This is a genomic window from Roseococcus sp. GW821-FHT12F05, assembly GCF_058806835.1.
The window spans coordinates 513,244-537,826 of the sequence record NZ_JBXAQB010000003.1; the positions used below are offsets into that span (position 1 = coordinate 513,244).

At 70.3% G+C, this 24,583-nt stretch carries 21 protein-coding genes; 18 read left to right on the forward strand and 3 right to left on the reverse strand.

The window, feature by feature from the left end; translation table 11 throughout:
• Genes AC1ROY_RS10855 through AC1ROY_RS10890 form a run of 8 tightly spaced genes read left to right on the forward strand, consistent with a single transcriptional unit; the run spans position 1 to position 9,831 of the window.
• Entirely contained in the window at positions 1 to 2,253 is a 2,253-nt protein-coding gene (locus AC1ROY_RS10855; RefSeq protein ID WP_493148818.1) for a tetratricopeptide repeat protein, read from the forward strand.
• 31 nt (positions 2,254 to 2,284) lie between these two features.
• Complete coding sequence (locus tag AC1ROY_RS10860; RefSeq protein ID WP_493148819.1) at positions 2,285 to 3,031, forward strand: glycerophosphodiester phosphodiesterase; 747 nt, start codon at positions 2,285 to 2,287, stop codon at positions 3,029 to 3,031.
• Positions 3,032 to 3,085: 54 nt separating this feature from the next.
• On the forward strand, positions 3,086 to 3,874 hold the full coding sequence (locus AC1ROY_RS10865; RefSeq protein WP_493148820.1) for an ABC transporter ATP-binding protein: 789 nt from the start codon (positions 3,086 to 3,088) through the stop codon (positions 3,872 to 3,874).
• Positions 3,871 to 5,742, forward strand: a complete 1,872-nt coding sequence (locus AC1ROY_RS10870) for an AMP-binding protein (protein ID WP_493148821.1) — start codon at positions 3,871 to 3,873, stop codon at positions 5,740 to 5,742. The genes AC1ROY_RS10865 and AC1ROY_RS10870 overlap by 4 nt, the downstream gene beginning before the upstream one ends.
• A complete protein-coding gene (locus AC1ROY_RS10875; RefSeq protein WP_493148822.1) occupies positions 5,742 to 6,635 on the forward strand; it encodes a branched-chain amino acid ABC transporter permease in 894 nt (297 codons plus the stop codon). The genes AC1ROY_RS10870 and AC1ROY_RS10875 overlap by 1 nt, the downstream gene beginning before the upstream one ends.
• The gene (locus AC1ROY_RS10880; protein ID WP_493148823.1) at positions 6,635 to 7,696 is read left to right on the forward strand and encodes a branched-chain amino acid ABC transporter permease; all 1,062 of its coding nucleotides are present in this window, start codon (positions 6,635 to 6,637) and stop codon (positions 7,694 to 7,696) included. The genes AC1ROY_RS10875 and AC1ROY_RS10880 overlap by 1 nt, the downstream gene beginning before the upstream one ends.
• A gap of 24 nt (positions 7,697 to 7,720) precedes the next feature.
• Positions 7,721 to 9,001, forward strand: a complete 1,281-nt coding sequence (locus AC1ROY_RS10885; protein WP_493148824.1) for an ABC transporter substrate-binding protein — start codon at positions 7,721 to 7,723, stop codon at positions 8,999 to 9,001.
• Positions 8,998 to 9,831 carry an ABC transporter ATP-binding protein gene (locus tag AC1ROY_RS10890; protein WP_493148825.1) on the forward strand — a complete coding sequence of 278 codons (834 nt, stop codon included), beginning with the start codon at positions 8,998 to 9,000 and terminating at the stop codon, positions 9,829 to 9,831. Before AC1ROY_RS10885 ends, AC1ROY_RS10890 begins: the two co-directional genes overlap by 4 nt.
• A gap of 21 nt (positions 9,832 to 9,852) precedes the next feature.
• Here AC1ROY_RS10890 and nadC read toward each other — a convergent pair whose 3' ends face one another.
• The 3 genes from nadC to AC1ROY_RS10905 form a co-directional block, all read right to left on the reverse strand.
• Positions 9,853 to 10,704, reverse strand: coding sequence for a carboxylating nicotinate-nucleotide diphosphorylase (nadC, locus tag AC1ROY_RS10895; RefSeq protein ID WP_493148826.1), 852 nt, complete (start codon positions 10,702 to 10,704; stop codon positions 9,853 to 9,855).
• A 2-nt stretch (positions 10,705 to 10,706) separates the two neighbouring features.
• Entirely contained in the window at positions 10,707 to 11,687 is a 981-nt protein-coding gene (gene nadA, locus AC1ROY_RS10900) for a quinolinate synthase NadA (RefSeq protein ID WP_493148827.1), read from the reverse strand.
• 134 nt (positions 11,688 to 11,821) lie between these two features.
• The gene (locus tag AC1ROY_RS10905) at positions 11,822 to 12,751 is read right to left on the reverse strand and encodes an NUDIX hydrolase (RefSeq protein WP_493148828.1); all 930 of its coding nucleotides are present in this window, start codon (positions 12,749 to 12,751) and stop codon (positions 11,822 to 11,824) included.
• Positions 12,752 to 12,903: 152 nt separating this feature from the next.
• On the opposite strand from AC1ROY_RS10905, the gene AC1ROY_RS10910 reads away from it, so the two are divergent.
• From AC1ROY_RS10910 to AC1ROY_RS10955, 10 genes are all read left to right on the forward strand, one after another.
• Complete coding sequence (locus AC1ROY_RS10910; protein ID WP_493148829.1) at positions 12,904 to 14,466, forward strand: AMP-binding protein; 1,563 nt, start codon at positions 12,904 to 12,906, stop codon at positions 14,464 to 14,466.
• On the forward strand, positions 14,463 to 15,635 hold the full coding sequence (locus tag AC1ROY_RS10915) for an isovaleryl-CoA dehydrogenase (RefSeq protein WP_493148830.1): 1,173 nt from the start codon (positions 14,463 to 14,465) through the stop codon (positions 15,633 to 15,635). Before AC1ROY_RS10910 ends, AC1ROY_RS10915 begins: the two co-directional genes overlap by 4 nt.
• On the forward strand, positions 15,636 to 17,237 hold the full coding sequence (locus tag AC1ROY_RS10920; protein WP_493148831.1) for a carboxyl transferase domain-containing protein: 1,602 nt from the start codon (positions 15,636 to 15,638) through the stop codon (positions 17,235 to 17,237).
• Positions 17,238 to 17,242: 5 nt separating this feature from the next.
• Positions 17,243 to 19,099 (forward strand): acetyl/propionyl/methylcrotonyl-CoA carboxylase subunit alpha, encoded by a 1,857-nt coding sequence (locus tag AC1ROY_RS10925; protein WP_493148832.1) that lies wholly within the window; start codon positions 17,243 to 17,245, stop codon positions 19,097 to 19,099.
• A 238-nt stretch (positions 19,100 to 19,337) separates the two neighbouring features.
• The gene (locus AC1ROY_RS10930; RefSeq protein ID WP_493148833.1) at positions 19,338 to 19,514 is read left to right on the forward strand and encodes a hypothetical protein; all 177 of its coding nucleotides are present in this window, start codon (positions 19,338 to 19,340) and stop codon (positions 19,512 to 19,514) included.
• A 145-nt stretch (positions 19,515 to 19,659) separates the two neighbouring features.
• Positions 19,660 to 20,781, forward strand: a complete 1,122-nt coding sequence (locus AC1ROY_RS10935; RefSeq protein WP_493148834.1) for an NAD(P)/FAD-dependent oxidoreductase — start codon at positions 19,660 to 19,662, stop codon at positions 20,779 to 20,781.
• Positions 20,782 to 20,934: 153 nt separating this feature from the next.
• Positions 20,935 to 22,323: a L,D-transpeptidase family protein gene (locus AC1ROY_RS10940; protein ID WP_493148835.1), complete on the forward strand. Its 1,389-nt coding sequence runs from the start codon at positions 20,935 to 20,937 to the stop codon at positions 22,321 to 22,323.
• A 2-nt stretch (positions 22,324 to 22,325) separates the two neighbouring features.
• The gene (locus AC1ROY_RS10945) at positions 22,326 to 22,919 is read left to right on the forward strand and encodes a peptidoglycan L,D-endopeptidase MepK (RefSeq protein ID WP_493148836.1); all 594 of its coding nucleotides are present in this window, start codon (positions 22,326 to 22,328) and stop codon (positions 22,917 to 22,919) included.
• Positions 22,920 to 22,923: 4 nt separating this feature from the next.
• A complete protein-coding gene (locus tag AC1ROY_RS10950) occupies positions 22,924 to 23,208 on the forward strand; it encodes a (2Fe-2S)-binding protein (RefSeq protein WP_493148837.1) in 285 nt (94 codons plus the stop codon).
• Positions 23,205 to 24,563 carry an FAD-dependent oxidoreductase gene (locus tag AC1ROY_RS10955; RefSeq protein WP_493148838.1) on the forward strand — a complete coding sequence of 453 codons (1,359 nt, stop codon included), beginning with the start codon at positions 23,205 to 23,207 and terminating at the stop codon, positions 24,561 to 24,563. Before AC1ROY_RS10950 ends, AC1ROY_RS10955 begins: the two co-directional genes overlap by 4 nt.
• Positions 24,564 to 24,583: the final 20 nt, after the last annotated feature.

Consider the following 24,583-nt stretch of genomic DNA (forward strand, 5'->3'; position numbering starts at 1 on the left):
ATGACCGGGCTGGCCGAATTCGACGCGGGCCTGGACGAGCTCCGCGCCGGCCGCACGGATTCGGCTGTGCCGCTGCTGATGGCCGCGCTCGACCGGGAGCCGGAATATGCCCTGGCGTCGCTCAACCTCGGCATGGCCCTGATGGATCTGGGCCGGCTCGACGAAGCCGCGTTGCATCTGCACAAGGCCTCGGCGTCGCTGCCGCATCTCGCCGAGGCGCATTTCCGCCTGGGCCGGCTTGCGCATCTGCGCGGCGATCTCGCCGCTGCCCGGATGGGATATGAGGGTGCCCTTGCGCGAGGGACCGACCATGTCGCGGCGTTGTCGGGACTGGCGGTCGTCGAACGGCTCTCGGGTTCGCCGGCGCGCGCAGAGGCGCTGCTGGCCGAGGCCTTGCTGCACGCGCCGGCGGACCACGGCATCGCGCTGGAATATGCCAGGACCCTGCGCGAGAACGGCTCGGCGGACCGTGCCGCCGCCATCGCCGATGAGGTGCTGACGCGCGAACCCGAATTGGGCCCGGCGGGGCTGATCTGGGCCGACGCCCTGGTCTCCCTGCACGGTACCGTCGAGGCGCGGCGGATCGTGGAGGCCGCCATTGCGGCGGACCCGCTCTCTGCCGCGCGGGTGGGCGGGCTCGCCAGCCTGATCGAGGTGGCCGAGGGAGGCGCCGCGGCGCTGCCGCAATGGCGCCTCGCCGAGGCGCTGGCGCCGGAGGACGGACAGATCCTGAGCGGCCTCGGCCACGCCCTCTGGCGTCAGCGCCAGCATAAGGAGGCGCTGGGCGTCTTCGAGCGCGCCGTGCGGCTGCTGCCGAGCGAGCGCAAGCTCCGCGTGGCACTGGGCGAGCAGCTGTTCCGGACGCACCGCTTTGCCGAGGCGGCGGAGATGCTGGAGCGGGCCATGCGCGACCTGGGCTCCGATTATCGCGGCCAGGCGACGCTGGCGCTCGTCCAGGTGTCGCAGGGCCTGCAGGAGGAGGCGATGTCCTCCGCGGAGGCGGCCGGCGGGGAGAATGAGATGCTGCTGCGGCTGTGCAGCGCGGGACCCTACCATCCGGAGCTGGCGGATCCTGCGCTGTTGCACCAGGTCGCACGCCACCTGTACGAAGGCCTGTCGAACAACCTCGAGCCCCATGGTCCGACACCGCGCGTACCGCGTGATCGGTTGAGGGTCGGCTTCCTCTCCCCGCATTTCGGGACGCATCCGGTCGGCTGGTTCACCCTGGCGGGCATCGAGAATCTTCCGCGCGAGCGGTTCGAGGTGGTCCTCTTCTCCCTTGGAGATCGCGGCGGTCCGCTGGCGAAGCGCTATCAGGACAGGGCCGATCGCTGGGTTCCAATCGATCCGGCCATCGGCGAGGTCCCGCTGGTGGAGCGGCTGCGCGCCGAGGCGCTGGACATCCTCGTCGACCTGGGCGGGCACGGGCTTGGGGGGCGGCTGCGCGCCCTGCGGCACCGCTGCGCGCCGGTGCAGATCAAATGGGTCGGATCGCAATCCGCCTCGACCGGCGTGCCGAACATCGACTGGATGCTCACCGACCGCTGGGAAACGCCGGAGGGCTTCGAGCCTTACTACACCGAGCGACTCCTCCGCATGCCGGACGGCTATGTCTGCTACGCCCCGCCCTCCTATGCGCCGGCTGTGACGCCTCCGCCGCTGCTGGAACGCAGCCACGTCACCTTCGGCTGCTACAACAACATGGCGAAGATCACGCCGCGGGTGCTGGCCTGCTGGGCGCGAATCCTGGAGGCGGTGCCGGGCAGCCGGCTGGTCCTGCGCACCCATGCCCTCGGCGACGCACGCACCCGCGACGCCTTCGTCGAGCGCGCCAGGGCGCTGGGCGTGCCGCCCGAGCGGATGGACCTGCACGGCGCGATCCCGCATGCGGAGCTGCTGGCGGCCTATGGCGACATCGACATCTCGCTTGACCCCTTTCCTTACAATGGCGGGCTGACGGTCTGCGAATCGCTGTGGATGGGCGTGCCGGTCCTTACGCTGACGGGGGGCAGCTTTGCCGCGCGTCATGCCTTGTCGCACCTGTCAAATGTCGGCCTGCAGGATTGGGCGGAATTCGACGAGGACGGCTATGTCGCGCAGGCCGTCGCCCGGGCGGCGGATCCGGACGCGCTTGCCGCCCTGCGCGGTACGTTGCGGGGCCGTGTGGCGGCCTCGCCGCTTTGCGATGCGCCGCGCTTCGGGCGGAATCTGGCCGAGGCCTTCCAACGGGCCTTGGAGGCGGCACCGGCTTGACGCCGGCCCACGCGCGGGAAAGAGCTTGCGCATGAGCAGCACCGAGATCGCCAGCCACCGCGGCGGCGCCTTCCTCTGGCCCGAGAACAGTCTCCTGGCCTTCCGCCACGCCCTCGGCTGGGCGGCTGAGCAGGTGGAATTCGATGTCCACGCCAGCCGCGACGGCGAGCCCATCGTGATCCACGACGCCACGCTGGACCGGACCACGGATGGCTCCGGCCCGATCGGTACACTCGATGGGGCGGAGGTGAAGCGCTATCGCCTGCGCGGCACGGGCGGCGAGACCGTGCCCAGCCTCGCGGAAGCCGCGGCTCTGATCGGCCCGTCGCCGCAGCGGCTGAGGATGGAGATCAAGGCGGGCGTCGACGGCCGGCCCTATCCGGGCTTGGCCCTCCGCTGTGCCGAGGTGCTCGCCGGGCTCCGCGCCCGCACCATCCTGATGAGCTTCGAGGCCGCGACCGTGGCCGAGGGCGCGGCGCTCGGCGGCTTCGAGCAGCTCGTCTACCTCGTCGAAACCCGGCCCATGCGCGCCCTGCGCCCGGCCGATGCTGTGGCCCTCTGCCGAAGCTGCGGCGCGACGGAGCTCGGCGTCCACGAGGGCGTCGCCGACGAGGCCCTGCGCGACGCGTTGCGCGAATCGGGCCTGCGACTCTCCGTCTGGGGGGCCAACCACGCGGCCAGCATCACGCGCGCGCTAGCCCTCGGCGTGGACGTGCTGGCGACGGACGATCCGCCGCTGGCCATCGCGATGCGCGCTGCCGCAATTCCGTTGCGCTGACCTCTTCCCCCGCCTAGCCTCCGCTCAACGAATAGAGACCGGGAGGTAAGGGCGTTGCAGGATTCGATCCTGGCCGTGGAGGGCGTGTCGCTGCGCTTCGGCGGCGTTCGCGCGCTCACCGATGTCAGCTTCGAGGTCCGCCGCGGCGAGGTCTTTTCGATCATCGGCCCGAACGGCGCCGGTAAGACCTCCATGGTCAACTGCATCTCCGGCCGCTACCGGCCCACCGAGGGCCGCATCGCCTTCGAGGGCCAGGACATCACGCGCCTGCCGCCCAGCCGGCGTGCGCCGCTCGGGATAGGCCGGACCTTCCAGAACCTGGCGCTGTTCGGCCACATGACGGTGCTCGACAACATCATGGTCGGCCGCCACCACCTGCTGAAGTCGGGCTTTCTCCGGGGGATGGTGCATTGGGTCGGCGGCGCGCGGGCCGAGGAGATCGCGCATCGCCGCGAGGTCGAGGACATCATCGATTTCCTGGAGATCCAGCACGTCCGCAAGGCGCCGGCCGGCACGCTGCCCTATGGCCTGCGCAAGCGCGTGGAGCTGGCGCGCGCGATCGCGCTGAAGCCGAAGCTGATTCTGCTGGATGAGCCCATGGCGGGCATGAACCTCGAGGAGAAGGAGGACATGGCCCGCTTCATCCTGGATCTGAACCAAGAATGGGACATGACGGTGCTCATGATAGAGCACGATATGGGCGTGGTGATGGACATCTCCTCGCGCGTGATGGTGCTCGATTTCGGCAGGAAAATCGCCGACGGCACGCCGACGGAGGTGCTGGCCCACCCGCAGGTCCGCCGCGCCTATCTCGGCGAGGCGGTGGAGGAAGAGGTCGCGTGACGGACACGCTGCCCCGCCTCCTGGCGCACAATGCGGAACGGCATGGCAACGAGGTCGCGCTGCGCGAGAAGCGCTACGGCATCTGGCACAGCCTGACCTGGGCGCAATACCACGCGCGCACGCGCCTCTTCGCGCTTGGGCTCAGGCGCCTGGGCGTGCAGCCGGGCGAGGTGATCGGCCTGATCGGCGATAACCGACCGGACTGGGTGATGGGCGAGATCGCGGCCCATGCGATCGGCTGCCGCAGCCTCGGCCTCTATCGCGATTCCCTGGAGGACGAGGTCGCCTGGCTGCTGGAGCATTCCGGCGCCAGCGTGGTCTTCGCCGAGGACGAGGAGCAGGTAGACAAGCTGCTCGGCGCCTCCGACCGGCTGCCGGCCCTGCGCCGCATCGTCTTCAGCGACCCGCGTGGCATGCGCAAGCTGGACGATATCAGACTGATCTCGGCCGAGGATCTGGTGAAGATCGGCGCCTCCGAGGACCCCGGCGATTATGACGCGCTGCTCGCCGCGCAGGACCCGCAGGCGGTGGCCATTCTCTGCACCACCTCCGGCACTACGGCGCGGCCGAAGCTGGCCATGCTGAGCTCCGCCGCGCTGGTCGGGCATTGCCGTGCCTATCTCCGCGCCGATCCGAAGGGGCCGCAGGACGAGTACGTCTCCGTCCTGCCGCTGCCTTGGATCATGGAGCAGATCTACGCGCTGGGCTGGAACCTCATCGCCCGGATGAAGGTCAACTTCGTCGAGGAGCCCGAGACGATGATGGCCGATTTCCGCGAGATCGGCCCGAGCTTTGTCCTCTTCGCCCCGCGCACCTGGGAGGCTATCGCCGCCGATGTCCGCGCCCGCGTGCTGGATGCGAGCCCGCTGAAGCGCCGGCTCTACGACGCCGGGATGAGGCTGGGCCTGGCCGCGCTGGACAAGGGCGAGCGCAGCGGTGTCGCGGATCAGATCCTCTTCCGCGCGCTGCGCGACCGTCTCGGCTTTTCCAACCTGACCTCCGCCTCCACCGGCGGCGCGGCGCTCGGTCCGGACACCTTCCGGTTCTTCCTCGCGCTCGGCGTGCCGCTGCGCCAGCTCTACGGCCAGACCGAGCTGCTCGGCGCCTATACGCTGCAGGAGCCGGGCAGGGGGGATTTCGACACGGTCGGCGTGCCCTTCGGCCCCGAGATCGAGCTCCGCGTGAACGAGCCGGACGCCAATGGCGTGGGCGAGATCGTCACGCGCCATCCCAACATGTTCCAGGGCTACTTCGGCAACATCGAAGCCGCCGACCTGCGTGACGGATGGCTGCACACGGGCGATGCCGGGTACTTCGACAAATCCAATCGCTTGGTCGTGATTGACCGCATCCGGGACATTGCCAGCACCTCCGGCGGCACGCGCTTCAGCCCGCAATACATCGAGAACAAGCTGAAGTTCAGCCCCTACATCGCCGAGGCCGTCGTGCTGGGCGACGGGCGGCCGCACCTTGCGGCCATGATCTGCATCCGCTTCCCGATCGTCAGCAAATGGGCCGAGCGGCAGCGCATCTCCTTCACCACCTACACCGATCTCGCGGCGCGTCCGCAGGTGCAGGCGCTTCTCGCCGCCGAGGTGGAGCGCGTGAATGCCAGCCTGCCCGAGGCCCAGCGCATCCGCGATTTTCTTCTCCTCTACAAGGAGCTGGACGCCGACGACGACGAGCTGACGCGCACGCGAAAGGTCCGGCGCGGCGTGATCAACCAGAAGTACGGCGACATCATCGAGGCCATCTACCGGGGCGAGGCGCAGATACCCGTGGACACCACCATCAGCTTCCAGGACGGCACGAAAAGCCGCATCCGCACCACGCTCCAGGTGCAGCGGCCCGAGAAGGCGGCCGCCTGATGGAATGGGCGCTGCTGCTGCAACTCGTGCTGAACGGGCTGATCGTGGGCGCGCTCTACGGCGTCGTCGCGATGAGCTTCGTGCTGATCTATAAGGCGAGCCAGGTGGTAAACTTCGCCCAGGGCGAGTTCATGCTGATCGGCGCCTGGGTCTGCTGGTGGCTGCTGACCAAATGGCAGCTGCCCTTCTGGATCGGCTTCCCCATCTGCCTCGCCTTCATGACTCTCTTCGGCATCATCGTGCAGGTCGTGGTGCTGCGGCCGCTGATCGGCGAGCCCGTGATCAGCGTCATCATGGCGACGGTGGGGCTCTCCATCTTCTTCCAGGCGCTGATGAAGTGGATGTTCGGCGTCTTCGCGCAGCCCTTCCCGCCGATCTTCCCGGCCGAGCGGCTGTCGCTCTTCGGGCTGCAGATCCAGAGCGTCTACCTGCTCTCGCTGGCGTTGTCCGCCGTGATCATGCTGGGCTTCTGGTGGTTCTTCACCTTCAGCAAGCACGGGCTCGCCATGCGGGCGACGGCCTTCGACCAGCAGGTGGCACAGTCGCTGGGGGTCTCGGTGCCGAAGGTCTTCGCCATGTCCTGGGCGATCTCGGCGGTGGTGTCGGCCGTCGCCGGCGTGGTGGTGGGCGTGGTGTCCGGCGTCAGTTCGGGGCTGAGCTTCTATGGGATCAAGGTCTTCCCGGCGGTGATCCTGGGCGGGCTCGATTCCATCGTCGGCGGGATGCTGGGCGGGCTGATCGTCGGCGTGCTGGAGAACCTGGCGCAGTACGTCGACGCACAGTGGCTGAACTGGGGGAACATGACGAACATCGCGCCCTTCTACGCGCTGGTGCTGATCCTGCTGATCAAGCCCTACGGGCTCTTCGGCACGAAGAACATCGAGCGCGTCTGATGAGCACGACCCCCTGCGGCGATTTCCGGACCAGCTACGCCGCCGACATGACCATCTTTCCCACGCGCAACTCGCGCCTCGCGATGCTGGTCGGGCTGGCGATCCTGCTCTGCGCGCCGCTGGTCTTCGGCCGCTACGAGCTCTCGCTGCTGATCCAGATCGGCTTTCTCGGCATCGCGGCGCTGGGGCTTAACATCCTGGTGGGCTTCACCGGGCAGATCAGCATCGGCCACGCGGCCTTCTTCGGCTTCGGCGCCTTCGCCTCGGCGGGGCTGGTCGAGCATGGGGTGCCGGTGCCGCTGGCCATCCCTCTGGCGGGCGTGGCGACGGCCCTGGTCGGCCTGGTCTTCGGCCTGCCGGCGGCGCGGCTGAAGGGGCTCTACCTCGCCATCGCGACGCTGGCCGCGCAGTTCATCCTCGAGGACTTTTTCGCCCGCGCGCGGTGGTTCTCCGGCGGCGTGGCGGGGCGCATCACCGAGCCCTTCACCCTCTTCGGCCTGCGCTTCGACCGCGACGAGACCTATTTCTACGTGGTCGTCTTCTGGGTCGTGGTGATGTTCGTGGCCGCCGCCAACCTCATGCGCTCGCGCGACGGCCGCGCGCTCGTCGCCGTGCGCGACCACTATCTCAGCGCCGAGCTGATGGGCATCAACCTCGCCTACTACCGCACGCTCTCCTTCGGCATCGCGAGCTTCTACGCCGGCGTCGGCGGCGCGCTCTACGCCCACTACCTGCTCTTCGTGAGCGTCGAGGCCTTCAACATCCTCTTCTCCATCCAGTTCCTGGCGATGGTCATCATTGGCGGGCTGGGCTCGGTCATGGGCAGCCTGATGGGCGCGGCCTTCATGGTGCTGATGCCGGAGATGGTGCAGAGCGCGGCCCAGGCGCTGGAGGGCGGCGCCATCGACCGGGCGCTGTCGCTCGGCGCCTCGATCAATTTCCTCCGGGAGATGGCGATCGGTGCTGCCATCATCCTCTTCCTGATCTTCGAGCCCGACGGCCTCGCCCGAAGATGGCGGCTGATCAAGGCCTATTGGAAGCTGTATCCTTACTCACACTAGAACAAAAAATTGGAGGCAACGAACATGAAGAAGACGATCCTCGCGGGAGCCCTGGGGCTGCTGATGGCGGCCCCGGCGATGGCTCAGGCGCCCTATCAGATCGGCCATATCGCGGATTACAGCGGCGCGACCTCGGATGTCGGCGTGCCCTACGGCCGCGGCGTGCAGGACGCGCTGGCCTGGGTGAACGCCAACCGCCGCATCGGCGGGCGTACCATGAACGTCATGACGACCGACTACGGCTACCAGGCGCAGCGCGCCATCGCGCAGTACCAGAGCTGGATGGGCCGCGAGCGCCCGGTGGCGATCCAGGGCTGGGGCACGGCGGACACGGAGGCGCTGACCACCTTCGTCACGCGCGACCGCGTGCCCTACATCTCCGCCTCCTATTCGGCCGCGCTGACCGATCCCTCGGGCCGCGCCCCGCGGGCCGAGAAGGCGGCGCCGTTCAACTTCTTCTACGGCCCCTCCTACTCGGACGCGCTACGCGCCATGCTCATCTGGGCGCGGCAGGACTGGACGGCGCGGGGCCAGACGGGGCGTCCGCGCTTCGTCCATATGGGCGCCAACCACCCCTATCCGAACTCGCCCAAGGCGGCCGGCGAGGCGCTGGCGGCGGAGCTCGGCTTCGACGTGATCCCCGCCATCCAGTTCGCGCTGACGCCGGGCGACTACACGGCGCAATGCCTGACCCTGAAGAACCAGGGCGCCAACTACGCCTATCTGGGCAATACGGCGGGCTCCAACATCTCGGTGCTGCGGGCCTGCCAGACGGTGGGCGTGCAGGTCCAGTTCCTGGGCAATGTCTGGGGGATGGATGAGAACGCCATGAAGGCGGCCGGCGCCGCGGCCAATGGCGTTGTCTTCCCGGTGCGCACGGCGACCGTGTGGGGTGGCGACGCGCCGGGCATGGTTAATGTCCGGGCCATCTCGCGCCTGAGCGACACGGCCGGCACCGCCTATCGTCCCGTGCACTACCTGGCCGGCGTCTGCGCGGCCATGCTGATGGTCGAGGCGATGGACACTGCTGCGGCGAACAACGGCGCGGTGGATGGCCCGCGCATTCGCGACGGTTTCTATGCCCGGCAGAACTGGGTCCCGGCCGGCTTCGAGGGCGTCTGCGAGCCGTCGAACTTCACCGCAGAGGACCATCGCGGCACGCTCACCGTCGGCCTCTATCGCGCCGTGGTCTCGGGCGACACGACGCAGGGCAGCGTGGACGACCTGATGCGTGCGGGCACCATGCGCCTCGACCGGGTGACGTCGATCACGCTGGACCGTCGGCGCGACTGGCTGGGCTGGTGAGCTCCAGCCTGCCCGCGACGGCGGCGCCTGCGGCAGCGCGCGAGAAGCTGCTGCAGGTGAACAACATCGAGGTCGTCTACAACGACGTCATCCTCGTGCTGCGCGGGCTCTCGCTGGAGGTGCCGAAGGGCGAGATCGTCGCCCTCCTTGGTGCGAACGGGGCGGGGAAGTCGACCACGCTCAAGGCCATCTCCGGCCTGCTGAAGACGGAGGAGGGCGAGGTCACTCGCGGCGAGATCCGCTTCGGCGGCGAGCGCATCGACGGGATCGACCCGCACCTCATCGTCCGGCGCGGCATCTTCCAGGTGATGGAGGGGCGGCGGATCATCGCCGACATGACCTCCATCGAGAACCTGCGGCTGGGCGCCTTCACACGCTCCGACGGCGAGGTGAAGCGCGACATCGAGATGGTGTTCGAATACTTCCCCCGGCTGAAGGAACGCACCGGCCTCGCCGGCTACCTCTCCGGCGGCGAGCAGCAGATGCTGGCGATCGGCCGCGCGCTGATGGCGCGGCCGAAGCTGATCCTGATGGACGAACCCTCGATGGGCCTCTCGCCGCTGCTGGTGAAGGAGGTGTTCTCGATCATCCGGCGGCTGAACCGCGACCTCGGCATCACCATCCTGCTGGTGGAGCAGAATGCGCGGATGGCGCTCTCCGTCGCGGATTACGGCTACGTTATGGAGCAGGGCAAGGTCGTGCTGGACGGCACGGCCGCGGCGCTGATGGACAATGAGGACGTGAAGGAATTCTACCTCGGCGGCCATGGCACCGAGCGGAAGAGCTTTCGCGATATCAAGAGCTACAAGCGGCGCAAGCGCTGGCTGTAGAAGAGCCAGCGCTCGCTCCCGCTATTCGCGATAGTCCAGCCCGATATCCAGCACCGCCGCGCTGTGCGTCAGCCAGCCGATGGAGATCAGGTCCACGCCCGATGCGGCCACCGCCGGTGCGGCCTCCGGCGTGATCCGGCCCGACGCCTCGGTGATCATGCGGTCGCCGACCAGCGCCACGGCGTCGCGCAGCATGGGCGGGGTCATGTTGTCGAGCAGCACCGCGTCCAGCTTCAGCGACAGCGCCTCTTCAAGCTGCGCCAGGCTGTCCACCTCCAGCTCGATCTTCACCATGTGCCCGACATGCGCGCGGACGCGATCCACCGCGGGGCGGATGCCGCCGGCCATGGCGACGTGGTTGTCCTTGATCAGCACCGCGTCGTCGAGGCCGAAGCGGTGGTTGGAGCCGCCGCCGACGCGCACCGCATATTTCTGCACGGCGCGCAGGCCCGGCATGGTCTTGCGCGTGCAGCAGATGCTGGCCTTGGTGCCCTTCACCGCCGCGACCACGCGGGCCGTGGCGCTGGCGATGCCGCTGAGGTGGCAGAGGAAGTTGAGCGCCGTGCGCTCGGCCGTCAGCAGCCCGCGCGCCGGGCCGGAGAGGGTGGCAATAACGTCGCCCGGGGCGAGGGGGCTGCCGTCGGGACGCTCGACCTGGGCCTCGATGCGCGGATCGACCAGCCGGAAGGCAAGCAGCGCCAGGTCGAGACCGGCGACCACGCCCGGCTGCCGCGCGACGAGCGCCACGGTGGACACGGAATCGGCCGGGATCACCGCGTCGGTCGTGACGTCGCCGGCGCGGCCGAGATCCTCGAGCAGCGCCATGCGGACCAGCGGCTCCAGCATGATCCGGGGCAGGGGAGAGACGGTCATGCTCAGATCTCCAGCATGCGCTCGACGGCGCGGCGAGCGCGGCCGGCGATGTCGGGGGCGATGGTGACCTCGTGCCGCATCTCCTCCAGCGCCACGCGGATGTTGGTGAGATTGATCCGCTTCATGTGCGGGCAGAGGTTGCAGGGCCGCACGAAGCCCACCTCGGGATATTGCGCGGCGAGGTTGTCGCTCATCGAGCATTCGGTGATGAGTGCGACATTGGTCGGACGCTTCTGCGCGACGAAGTCGTTCATCATGGCGGTGGATCCCGAAAAATCCGCCTCGGCGACCACTTCCGGCGGGCATTCCGGATGGGCCAGCACGATCACCCCCGGATATCCCTCGCGCAGCAGGCGGATATCGTCAGCGGTGAAGCGCTCGTGCACCTCGCAATGGCCGTTCCAGGTGATGATCTCCACGCCGGTCTCGCGCGCGACGTTCTGGGCCAGGTACTCGTCCGGCAGCAGGATCACGCGCGGCACGCCGAGCCCCTCCACGATCTTCCGCACGTTGCCCGAGGTGCAGCAGATGTCCGACTCCGCCTTCACCGCGGCCGAGGTGTTCACGTAGGTCACCACGGGCACGCCCGGATGGCGCTCGCGCAGCCCGCGAATGTCGGCGGGCGTGATGCTTTCCGCCAGCGAGCAGCCGGCTTCCAGATCGGGGATCAGCACCGTCCTGCCGGGGTTCAGCAGCTTCGCGGTCTCGGCCATGAAGTGCACCCCGGCGAGGAGGATGACATCGGCCTCCACGCGCATGGCCTCGCGCGCCAGGGCCAGGCTGTCGCCCACGATGTCCGCGACGCAGTGGAAGATCTCCGGCGTCTGGTAGTTGTGCGCGAGGATCACGGCGCGGCGCTTTCGCTTCAGCTCCAGGATTGCGTCGATCTCCTCGGCGAAGGAGGGCCATTCTATGGGTGGGATGACGTGGCGCACGCGCTCGTAGAGCGGCGCCGTGCGCGCCTGCATGGCGTTCATGGACATGACTCCTCATTATGCTCAAAAAGAGCATTTCAGGGCCGAGAAGGCGGCCGGATGGGCGATCGCTGTCGCCTGCCCCTTATGCTAGGAGTGAGCATAAGAATGTCAAGCAGCACCCTTCGGCGCAGCCTGGCGCGTCAGACCATGCGCGAGATCGGCAGCGTCGCCCCGGCGATGGCGCGCTCCTGCAGCACCTGCTCGCGGAAGCGGAAGAGCTTGGCGGGGCGGCCGCCCGTCTCGGTCGCGACATCGCCGGTCTCCTCGACCAGCGCCTGCTGCTCGACCAGCCGCCGGAAATTCTGCTTGTGCAGGATCTGGCCGGCCAGTGCCTCCACGGCCCGCTGGAGCTGGAGCAGGGTGAAGCTCTTAGGCATCAGCTCGAACACGACGGGCCGGTATTTGATCTTCGCCCGCAGCCGCGCGATGCCAGTCGCGAGGATGCGGCGATGGTCGTGCAGCATCTCCTCGCCCGGCAGGGCTGCCGCCATGTCGCCGCCGTGGCGGCGGATCGCCTCGGCGACCAGCCCGGCCTCGAAGAGCAGCTCGTAGCGTTGCAGCACCATCTCCTCGTTCCAGGGCAAGTCGCCGAGGCCGAAGGTGATGCGGATGCGCTGCTGCCGTGCGCGCTTCACGGCGGGCTCCGCGGCCTCGGCGGCCCAGGCGCGCAGCCGGGGCGTGATCACCTTGGCGATCATCGCCGGCGCGCCTTCGCGCCAGTCCTCCCAGGGAAAGTAGCGGTACCAGACGCGCCAGGCCGGATGGTCGCGGCCGGTGGCCCGGGCCTGCCGCGTCAGGCCGAGATAGCTGATCGAGATCACCCGCCGCCCCGCATCCTCGGCGGAGCGGTCGCGGTCCGCGAAGGTGTAGAGCTGTTCGACATAGCCCAGCGGATGGTGCGTCTGCTGCTCCACCCAGCCGCGCAGCCCCGCCTGCAGAGTGCGATGGCCCGAGGCGAAAGGGCCGGAGGGCAGCAGGGTTCCCTCGCGGATGGTCAGCACGCGCGGCTCGCCGTCGGTGACGGCGGCCACCACGGCGGTCAGCTCGGCTTCGATGGCGCCGTCCTGCAAGGGTCCCTCGCTGTGGCCCGCGAATCGCACCCGGCCTTTCCGGTGTCGCAGCCGTCATGGCATGCTCGCCCGACGCCCGCCAATGCCGGAATGCCGGATGCGAGACGGGCGGGAAGGGGAGGTGCCATGCTGCGCAGGGCCGAAAACCGGGGATGGCGCTGGCATTGCCCGTGACCTCCTACGAGCGATGGCGCCGGGAGTTTTCGTGGAACATCCCGGAGCGCTTCAACATCGCCCGGGCCTGCTGCGGCCGCTGGGCGGACGGCAGCGGCCGGCCGGCGTTGCTGCGCGAGGCGGGCGATGGCCTGGAGACGCTGACCTTCGACCAGCTGGAGGAGATGAGCTGCCGCTTCGCCAACCTGCTCCTGGCCCAGGGCGTCCGGGCCGGCGACCGTGTGGCGATCCTGCTGCCGCAATCCTGGGAGGTCGCCGTCGCGCATCTGGCCGTCTACCGGATGGGGGCCATCGCCGTTCCGCTCTTCGCGCTGTTCGGCGCGGATGCCATCGCCTATCGGCTCGCGGATTGCGACGCGCGCGCGGTCGTCACGAATGCGGAGAGCCTGCCGAAGCTGCCGCAGGGGCCGCTCGTCATCCTGACGGAGGGCATGGCACCGGGCGCCGTCGATTTCCACGAGGGGATGTCGCGCGCCAGCCCCGATCATCGCTGCGTCGACACCGCCGCCGAGGATTCGGCGCTCATCATCTACACCAGCGGCACCACGGGCGCGGCCAAGGGCGCGCTGCATGCCCATCGCGTGCTGCTCGGCCATCTGCCGGGCGTGGAGATGCCCCATGACCTCTTCCCCAGGCACGGCGACCGCTTCTGGACCCCGGCCGACTGGGCCTGGATCGGCGGTCTGCTGGACGTGCTGCTGCCCTCGCTCTTCCACGGCGTTCCGGTCCTGGCGCTGCGGATGGAGAAGTTCGACCCGGAGCGCGCCTTCCGCACGATCGCGCGCCACGGCCTGCGCAACCTCTTCCTGCCGCCGACGGCGCTGCGGCTGATGCGGCAGGTGCCGAACGCCAGGGCCCGCCCGCGCTCCATCGGCTCCGGGGGCGAGACGCTCGGCGCGGAGATGCTGGAATGGGGCCGCGAGGCCTTCGGCGTCGGGATCAACGAGTTCTACGGCCAGACCGAATGCAACCTGACCGTCTCCTCCTGCGGCGCGCTCTTCCCGCCGAAGCCGGGCTGGGCGGGACGCGCGGTGCCGGGGCATGAGGTGGCGATCGTCGACGGCGAGATCGCCGTGAGATCGCCCGACCCCGTGATGTTCCTGCGCTACTGGAACCGCCCCGAGGCGACGGCCGAAAAATACCGCGACGGCTGGCTCATGACCGGCGATGCCGGCGAGATGGACGGCGAGGGCTTCATCCGCTTCGTGGGCCGGGCCGACGACGTCATCACCTCGGCCGGCTACCGCATCGGCCCGGCCGAGGTGGAGGACTGCCTGATGCGCCACCCCGCCGTCGCCGCGGCCGCCGTGGTGGGCCTGCCGGACCCGCTCCGCACCGAGGCGGTCGCCGCCGCCATTGTGCTGCGCGCCGGCGAGCAATCCTCCGACGACCTGGCCCGCCGCCTGCAGGACCATGTGAAGACGCGCCTCGCCGGCCATCTTTATCCCCGCCACATCCGCTTCGTGGCAGAATTGCCGCAGACGGCCACCGGCAAGATCATGCGCCGGGTGCTGCGCCAGGATTGGGACACGCTCCAATGATCTCGAATGCCCCTCCGAGCCTCGACTTCGCCCTCGGCGAGGAGATCGACGCGCTGCGCGACATGGCGCGCGGCTTCTCCGCCGATCGTGTTGCGCCCATTGCCGCGGAGATCGACAAAGCCGACGAGTTCCCCCGGTATCTCTGGCCGGAGATGGGCGCGCTCGGCCTGCACGGCATCACCGTGGACGAGGAGTACGGCGGCTCCGGCATGGGCTACCTGGCCCATTGCGTCGCCATGGAGGAGGTGAGCCGCGCCTCGGCCAGCGTGGGGCTGAGCTACGGCGCGCATTCCAACCTCTGCGTGAACCAGCTCATGCGCAACGGCAACGCGGCGCAGCGCGGGAAATACCTGCCGAAGTTGGTCAGCGGCGAGCACCTCGGCGCGCTCGCCATGAGCGAGCCCGGCGCGGGCAGCGACGTGGTGAGCATGAAGCTGCGCGCCGAGAAGCGCGGCGACCGCTACGTGCTGAACGGCACCAAGCTCTGGATCACCAATGCGCATTACGCGGAGACGCTGATCGTCTATGCCAAGACCGATCCGGAGGCCGGGCCGAAGGGCATCACGGCCTTCATCGTCGAGAAGGGGATGAAGGGATTCACGCCGGCGCAGAAGCTGGACAAGCTCGGCATGCGGGGATCGCCGACCTCGGAGCTGGTCTTCGAGGATTGCGAGATTCCGGAAGAAAACGTGCTCGGCGCCGTGAACGGCGGCGTGCGCGTCCTGATGTCGGGCCTCGACTACGAGCGCGCGGTGCTGGCCGCGGGGCCGCTTGGCATCATGCAGGCCTGCCTCGATGTGGTGGTGCCGTATATCCACGAGCGGAAGCAGTTCGGCCAGGCGATCGGCGAGTTCCAGTTCATCCAGGGCAAGGTCGCGGACATGTACACGCAGCTCAATGCAGCCCGCGCCTATGTCTACACGGTGGCGCGGGCCTGCGACGCGGGGAAGACGACGCGCAAGGATGCGGCGGGCGCGATCCTCTTCGCGGCCGAGGCCGCGACGAAGGCGAGCCTGGACGCGATCCAGATCCTCGGCGGCAACGGCTATATCAACGACTATCCGACCGGCCGCCTGCTGCGCGACGCGAAGCTCTACGAGATCGGCGCCGGCACCAGCGAGATCCGGCGGTTGCTGATCGGCCGCGAGCTCTTTCGTGAGACCGCCTGAATGGCGCTGTCGTCGAATGTGAGCCCGCGCAGCGCGGAGTTCCGCGAGAATGCGGCGACGATGCGCGGGCTGCTGGATCAGCTCGCCGAGCGCACGGCTCTGGCTGCGCTGGGCGGAACCGAGCAGGCGCGGTCGAGGCACACGTCCCGCGGAAAACTGCTGCCGCGCCAGCGTGTGGAGCGCCTGCTCGACCCCGGCGCGCCCTTCCTGGAGCTCTCGCCCCTCGCGGCGAACGGCATGTATGGCGACGAGGTGCCCGGCGCCGGCCTCATCACCGGCATCGGCCTGGTGAGTGGCCGCGCCTGCGTCATCGTCGCCAACGACGCCACGGTGAAGGGCGGCAGCTACTACCCGCTCACGGTGAAGAAGCACCTCCGCGCGCAGGAGGTCGCCGCGCAGAACAACCTGCCCTGCCTCTACCTCGTGGACAGCGGCGGCGCGAACCTGCCCAATCAGGACGAGATCTTTCCCGACCGCGAGCATTTCGGCCGCATCTTCTTCAACCAGGCCAACATGTCGGCGGCCGGCATCCCGCAGATCGCCGCCGTGATGGGAAGCTGCACGGCCGGCGGCGCCTATGTGCCGGCCATGTGCGACGAGGCGGTGATCGTCCGCAACCAGGGCACGATCTTCCTCGGCGGCCCGCCGCTGGTGAAGGCGGCGACGGGCGAGGTCGTGACGGCGGAAGACCTCGGCGGCGGCGATGTCCACACGCGGCTCTCGGGCGTGGCCGACCATCTCGCGGCGGACGACATGGACGCGTTGGGACGGCTGCGGCGGATCGTGCGCAATCTCAACGCCGCATCCCCGCCCGCGCCGCCGCATGCGCCGGAAGCGCCGCTCTTCGCGCCGGAGGAACTGGACGGCATCCTCCCGCGCGACGTCCGCCAGCCCTACGACGTGCGCGAGGTGATCGCCCGCATCGTCGACGGCAGCGAGCTCGACGAGTTCAAGCCGCGCTACGGCACCACGCTCGTCACGGGATTTGCGCGGATCTGGGGGCATCCCGTCGGCGTGATCGCGAACAACGGCATCCTCTTCAGCGAGAGCGCGCAGAAGGGCGCGCATTTCATCGAGCTCTGCTGCCAGCGGAAGATCCCGCTGCTCTTCCTGCAGAACATCTCCGGCTTCATGGTGGGGCGGAAGTACGAGACGGGCGGAATCGCCAAGGACGGCGCCAAGCTGGTGACGGCCGTGGCGACGGCGCAGGTGCCCAAGCTCACCGTCATCATCGGCGGCAGCTTCGGCGCAGGGAATTACGGCATGTGCGGCCGCGCCTATTCGCCGCGCTTCCTTTTCACCTGGCCCAATGCGCGCATCAGCGTGATGGGCGGCGAGCAGGCGGCGAGCGTGCTGGCCACGCTCCGGCGCGACAATCTCGAAGGCGCCGGCAAGTCCTGGAGCGCGGAGGAGGAGAACGCCTTCAAGACGCCCATCCGGGAAAAATACGAGCGGGAAGGGGATCCCTACTACGCCACCGCTCGCCTCTGGGACGACGGCATCATCCCGCCGGCCATGACGCGCGACGTGCTGGGGCTTGCGCTCAATGCCGCGCTGCACGCGCCCATCCCTGAAACCAAGTTCGGCCTGTTTCGGATGTGATGGCGATGTTCGACAAGATCCTCATCGCCAATCGCGGCGAGATCGCCTGCCGCGTCATCCGCACCGCCCGTCGCCTCGGCATCGCCACCGTCGCCGTCTTCAGCGAGGCCGATGCCCAGGCGCTCCACGTTCGCGAGGCCGACGAGGCATACCCCATCGGCCCGGCGCCCGCCGCGCAATCCTACCTGCGCGGCGACGCCATCCTCGAGGTCGCGAAGCTGACCGGCGCGCAGGCCGTCCACCCGGGCTACGGCTTTCTCTCGGAGAACGCCGGTTTCGCGGAGGCCTGCGCCGCCGCCGGCATCGCCTTCATCGGCCCCACGCCGTCAGCCATCCGCGCCATGGGCAGCAAGGCCGAGAGCAAGCGCCTCATGGTCGCGGCCGGCGTGCCGACGGTGCCCGGCTATCACGGCGAGGTGCAGCAGGATTCGCTGCTCGCCGCGGAGGCCGCGCGGATCGGCTTTCCCGTGCTCATCAAGGCCAGCGCCGGCGGGGGCGGGAAGGGGATGCGCCCCGTCTTCGCGGCCGAGACCTTCGCCGAGGAGCTGGAAGGCGCGCGGCGCGAGGCGAAGTCGGCCTTCGGCGACGACCGCGTCCTGCTGGAAAAATACCTCCAGCGCCCGCGCCATGTGGAGGTCCAGGTCTTCGGCGACATCAACGGCCACGTCGTCCACCTGCACACGCGCGACTGCTCCATCCAGCGCCGCCACCAGAAGGTCCTGGAGGAAGCCCCGGCGCCCGACCTCCCCGACGCGCTGCGCGCCCGCCTGCACGAGGCCGCGATCGCCGCCGCCCGGGCCGTGGGCTATGTGAACGCCGGCACGGTCGAGTTCATCGTCGAGGGCGGCGAGGCCTATTTCCTGGAGATGAACACCCGCCTCCAGGTGGAGCACCCGGTCACCGAGGCGATCACGGGCCTCGACCTGGTCGAGTGGCAGCTCCGCATCGCCGCCGGCGAGGCCATCCCCGCGTATTGGCCGCCGCCGCCCCGGGGCCATGCGGTCGAGGTCCGCCTCTATGCCGAGGATCCCGCGCAGGAGTTTCGCCCCGCCACCGGCACGCTCCGCCGCCTGATCCTCCCGGAGACGGGCCGTGTCGACGCCGGCGTGGCCCAGGGCGATGCCGTCACGGCCTTCTACGATCCGATGGTCGCGAAGCTCGTCGGCGAGGGCACGGACCGCCCGGCTGCCCTCGCCGCGCTGGAGCGCATGCTGCGCCGGACCGGGGTGGACGGGCTGACGACCAACCTCGCCTTCCTGCGCCGGCTCGCCGCCCATCCCGCGCTGCGGGCCGCCGAGCTCGACACGGGCTTCATCGCCCGCCACGCGGAGGCGCTGCTCGGCCCGCCGGAACCCGCGCCGCCCGCCGCCCTGGTTCGCGCCGCCGCCCCGCCGTCGCCGGGCCCTGCCGCCTGGGAGCGGCGCGATTCCTGGCGGCTGCACGGCGCGGCCGAGCGCGTCGCCCTGCTCGATGACAGCGGAACCCCCCGGCGGATCACGCTGCAGGCCTCGCCGCGCGGCACGCGCCTCGACGACGTCACCCTCCCGCCGGGCCTGGTCGGCACCGACGCCGTTCTGGAGGCCGGCACGCTCTGGCTGCTGCGGACGCTCGATCCCTATGCACCCGCCGGCGACGATGCGGCGAATGAGAGCCGGCTCTCGGCGCCCATCCCCGGGCGCGTCGTGCGCCTCCTCGTCGCAGCCGGCGATGCCGTGAAGAAGGGTCAGCTCCTGGCCGTGCTGGAGGCCATGAAGACCGAGATCAAGATCGTGGCACCGCGCGACGGGGTCATCGATCATCTGGGATGCGCCGAAGGGGAGAGCGTGGAGGAAGGGACGGAGGTGGCGGCGCTGAAGCCGTGACCCGGCTCGCGTCCATGAAATGAAAGCGAATACAACCTTTGGGCGAATGCCCTGGGCCGGCATGCGCGCCACGCGACAGTTGGCCCGCGCATTGCGGAAAACGACGTTTTATTTCGATTCTCGGACGGTTCTTGACTTGACCGGCATGGTCGGAATCATGTCTGGATTGCAGACACTGGCCGCATGCCCAGAACAGCTCACGGGCTGAGACGAGCAGGTCAGCAGAAGGGCAACGCGCATGGCCGATGAACAGGGAGCGCCCACAGGCGCAGTGGCCGCGGACCCGAACCGCGGGACCGTGATCCGGATCGCGAAGGCCGAGGAAGGCTCCGCGAAGGGGGAGTTCTGGGCGGTGCTGCGCGCCGTCATCTTCCTCGTCTGCGGCATCCTCGTGTTGGGCTACATCATCGGCTGACGGGCGGGCGGCCACGCCGTCCTCGCCTCCGCTCCGCGCCCTCCAAAGCGAGCGGCGGGCCCTGTGCCGGCCGGACCTGCCTCCGGCCCCTTGCGAAGTCATTCCGCCCGGTGCTCCATCCTCCCCATCCGGATGAGGAGCGCCGATGGCTGCGCGCAACGCCGATGCGATCGTGGTGGGCGGCGGGCTGGTCGGCTCGGCCATCGCCTGGGGGCTGCAGCGCGCGGGCCTGTCCACCCTGCTGCTCGACGAGGGCGACGTCGCCTTCCGGGCCTCGCGCGGGAATTTCGGATTGGTCTGGGTGCAGTCCAAAGGGCTGGGCGCGCCGCACTACCAGCGCTGGACCCGCGCCTCGGCCGAGGCCTGGCCGGCCCTGGCCGAGGACCTCGCGGCACTCACCGGCATCGACTGCGGGCTGAGCCAGGGCGGCGGCGTCCATCTCTGCCTGGGCGGGGCGGAGCTGGAGCAGCGCGCCGCGCGCATGGCCCGGATGAAGCTCGAGGCCGGCAATCTCGGCTACGAGTACCGCATGCTCGGCCCGGCGGAGCTGCGCGACATGCTGCCCGGTCTCGGCCCGGAGGTGCGTGGCGCCTCCTGGACCCCCTATGACGGCCACGCCAATTCCCTGAACCTCTTCCACGCGCTGCATGCGGGCTTCCGGGCCGCGGGCGGGACCTACTGGAACGACGCCAGGGTGACGGAGGCGCAGGCGGCGCCGAACGACTTCCGCATCCGCACGGCCGCCGGCGACGCTGCGGCCCCGCGCGTGGTGCTCGCCGCCGGGCTGGGAAATGCGGAGCTCGCGCCGCTCTTCGGCCTGAACACGCCCGTCCGGCCGCAGCGCGGGCAGGTGCTGGTCACCGAGCGCACCACCGAGGCGCTGCCCATGCCGACCACGACCATCCGCCAGACCAGCGACGGCACGCTCCTCATCGGCGACAGCCAGGAGGAGGTGGGCTTCGACCTCCGGCAGGATCCGGAGGTGATGGCCGCCATCGCCGACCGCGCCGTGCGCTGCTTCCCCTGGATCGGCCGGCTCAACATCGTCCGCGCCTGGTCGGCTCTGCGCGTCATGGCGCCGGACGGGTTGCCGATCTATGATGAAAGCGAAACATATCCCGGGGCATTCACTGCGAACTGCCATTCGGGCGTGACGCTGGCGGCCGCGCATGCCGCGCTTTTCGCCGGCATGGTGGCGCGCGGGGCGCTGGATCCGGCCCTGGAGGCCTTCTCGGCCCGGCGCTTCCAGGTGACGCGGGCCGCCTGATCCCTTTGCGGAACGGGCGAGAGGCGCTAACTTATCCACATGGACCGTCGCCAGTTTCTCACGGGAGTCGCGGCGCTCGCCGCCCCCGTCGCCTCCGCTCGCGCCCAGGGCCCCGGCCCTGTAGGACGCACCATGGTCGCATCGCCGGAGGCTATGCGCCGCCTGGCGGAGCGCCTCTCGCGCGTCGAGGAGGACGGGCTCGATCCACGCTGGTACGGGCTGACGCCTCAGGCCCTGCAGGACCCGGCGGCGATCGCCCGCGGCACCGGCCTTGTGCTGGCGGATCTGGTGCAGGGGCGCGTCGCCTCGATTCCCGGCCGGATGGACCTGCAGCGCGAGGCCAGCGGCGCCACCCTCAACACCTGGATGCAGCAGGTCGCCGATTCCGCCGAGCCGGCCGAGGTGCTCGACCGTGCCTCCGCGCCGACGCCGCAGCTGGCCACGCTGAAGACGGCGCTCGCCGCCGCGCGGGCGCGGGCCATCATCGGCTGGCCAGGCTTCCCGGTCGGCGGCCGCGTGCTCGAGCCGGGCGCCACTGACGAGACCCGCGTGGGCGCGCTGCGCGCCCGGCTCGTCGCGACCGACGCCGAACTCGCCGCCGATCCGGGGACGGGGCCGGTCTATGACGAGAAGCTGCAGGCGGCCGTGCGCCGCTTCCAGGCGGCGGTGGGCACGGAAACCGACGCGCGCATCGGCCTCTCGACCATGACGGCGCTGAACCGCTCGCCCCAGGCGCTGGTGAACCAGGTCCGCGTGGCGATGGACATGCGCCGCGGCGCGCCCGCCCGCCCGCGCGACCGCCGCGTCGAGGTGAACATCCCCGACTACCGCCTGAAGGTCCACGAGGACGGCCGCGTCATCATGGACATGGCGGTCGTGGTCGGCGGTGTGGCGCGGCAGACGCCGATGATCCAGGCGCGGCTGACCGCGGTGCAGTTCAACCCGCCCTGGGGCGTGCCCGCCCGCAACGCCAAGGAGGACCTGCTGCCGCGCCTGCGCCGGGATCCCTCGGCGGTCGCGGCCCGCGGCTTCCGCATCTTCCAGCGCATCGACGGCGAGATGACGGAGATCGACCCCGCGACGGTCGACTGGCGCGCGGTGAACCCGGACCGCTTCCCCTACATCATCCGCCAGGATGCGGGCGATGCCAGCGCGCTGGGCCGGCTGAAGTTCATCATGCCGAACGGTGACGACATCTACATGCACGACACGCCCGATCGGCAGTATTTCCGGCTCGCGGACCGCGCCCGCTCCTCGGGCTGCATCCGCCTGGAGAGGCCGATGGATTTCCTCATGCTCGTGCTCGACGGCACCCCCGGCTGGGACCGGGCCCGCGCCGACCGCGTCCTCGCGGGGCGCGCCACCTCGGTGAACGCGATCCGGCGGCAGCTGCCGGTGCGGCTGCACTACAACACCGTCACGGTGGACGGCGCGGAGATGCGCATCCGCCAGGACATCTACGGGCTCGACGCCGCCTATGCCCGCGCGATGGACAGCCGCCAACGGGTTCCGGGGGTTCCCATGGCGGCGGCGGCGCTCTGACCATGCGCCTGTTCCAGCATTCCTGCCCCGCCTGCGACGGGCTCGCTTCCCCGCAGGCCTGCTCCGGACGACGCGGCGCGCTGGGCGCGATCGTCGGCCTCGGCTTTGCGGCGATGGCGCCGGAGGCGATCGCGCAGCGGCTCGGCAACGGCGCGGCGCGCAGCATCTCGATCCATCGGGCGCAGACCGGCGAATCCTTCGATGGCGTGTACTGGCGCGACGGCCGCTACGACCGCGAGGCGCTGCAGAGGCTCGACTGGGTGCTGCGCGACCCCCGCATGACCGAGGCGACGCCCATGGATCCACGCCTCTTCGACGTGCTGAACACCGTGCGCTCGCACCTGGAGACCACCGAATCCTGGGAGGTCATCAGCGGCTACCGCGCGCCGGAGACCAATGCGCAGCGTGCACGGGAATCGCGCCGGGTGAGCCGCGCCTCGCTGCACATGTCGGGCATGGCCTGCGACTGCCGGCTGCCGGGGCGCAACTCGCTCGGCATCGCGCGGCTGGCCGCCGACATGCAGACGGGCGGCGTGGGCCTCTACCGGCGCGACGGCTTCGTGCACCTGGATTGCGGTCCTTCGCGGCGCTGGTAGCCGCATGTTCCGCCGGACATCGCCGACGGACTGCACCATCAGCTGGAACGGCGTGGAGATCGCCGCGCGCGAGGGGGAATCCCTTGCGGCGGCGCTGATCGCGGCGGGCATCCTGCATTTCCGCGACACGGCGGTGAGCGGCAGCCCGCGCGGACCGCTCTGCCTGATGGGCGCCTGCTTCGACTGCCTGGTGGAGGTGGCGGGCGAACCGAACCGACAGGCCTGCCTCGTGCCGGTGACGCCGGGGCTTTCGGCGCGCATCCAGGCCGGCGCGAGGGCGCCGCGGTGAGGGAGGTCGCGCTACTTATCCTGGGCGCGGGGCCGGCGGGGCTGGCAGCGGCCGCCGAGGCTCGGGCGCAGGGGCTCGACGTCCTGCTGCTGGACGAGAATGCCGCGCCGGGCGGGCAGGTGCATCGCGGCGTCGACGGGTTCTACCGGCCCTCCGCCGGCACGCCGGGCGCGGCGCAGGCCCGCGAGGGGCTGGCGCTGATCGAGGCGGCCAGGGCCAGCGGCGCGGAGATGCGCTTCGGCGCCACGCTCTGGGCCATCGAGGACGACCTCACGGTGAGCTGGTCCGAGGGCGGCACGGCGCATCGGGCGCGGGCGGGGCGGGTGATCCTCTGCCCGGGCGCGGTCGAGCGGGCGCTGCCGCTTCCCGGCTGGACGCTGCCGGGCGTGATGGGCGTGGGCGCCGCGCAGATCCTGCTGAAGACGGCCGGGCTGGTGCCGGAGGGGCGGGCCTGGATGGCGGGGCAGGGGCCGCTGCTCTGGCTCTATGCCGCCCAGCTGCTCGCCAAGGGCGGAAAGCTCGCGGGCATCCTCGACCTGTCGCCGGCCGGGACATGGCGCGGGGCGGCCCGGCATCTGCCGACGGCGCTGACGAAGCCGGGGCCGCTGCTGCAGGGGCTCGCCTGGATGCGGCGGGTGCGGCGCGCCGTGCCGGTCATCCGGGCGCGCGAGGTGGAGGCGCTCGGCGAGGGGCGGCTCACGGCGCTGCGTTTCGACGGGCGCGAGGAGCCGGCGGATCTCCTGCTGCTGCACGACGGCGTGGTGCCGAACACCCAGGTGACGCGGGCGCTCCAGGGCTGCGGGCACGTGTGGGATGCGACGCAGGCCTGCTTCCGGCCGGTGCTGGATGAATGGGGCAATGCCTCGCTGCCGGGGGTGATGGTGGCGGGGGATGGGGGCGGCATCGGCGGCGCGCGGGCGGCGGCGCTGTCGGGGCGGATCGCGGCGATCGAGGCTGCCAGGGCGCTGGGGCGGCTGACGATCGAGCAGCGGGATGCGGCGGCGGGGCGGCTGATGCTGCGGCGGCGGTCGGAGCTGGCGCCGCGGGCCTTTCTGGACGCGCTGTTTCCGCCGCTGGGCGTGGATCGCATCGCGGATGGGACGGTGGTGTGCCGGTGCGAGGAGATCTCGGCCGGGCGGGTGCGCGCGGGCGTGTCGCTGGGCGCGCAGGGGCCGAATCAGCTGAAGGCCTTCCTGCGCGCGGGGATGGGGCCCTGCCAGGGCCGCGTATGCGGCCCCGTGGTGCATGCGCTGGTGGCGTCGGCGCGCGGCGTGGACCCTGACGCGTTGCTGCCGCTGCGGACGCGCTTTCCGGTGAAGCCGATCACCGTGGGCGAGTTGGCCGGGCTCAGGTGAGCGGCCGGGCCACCCGCCGC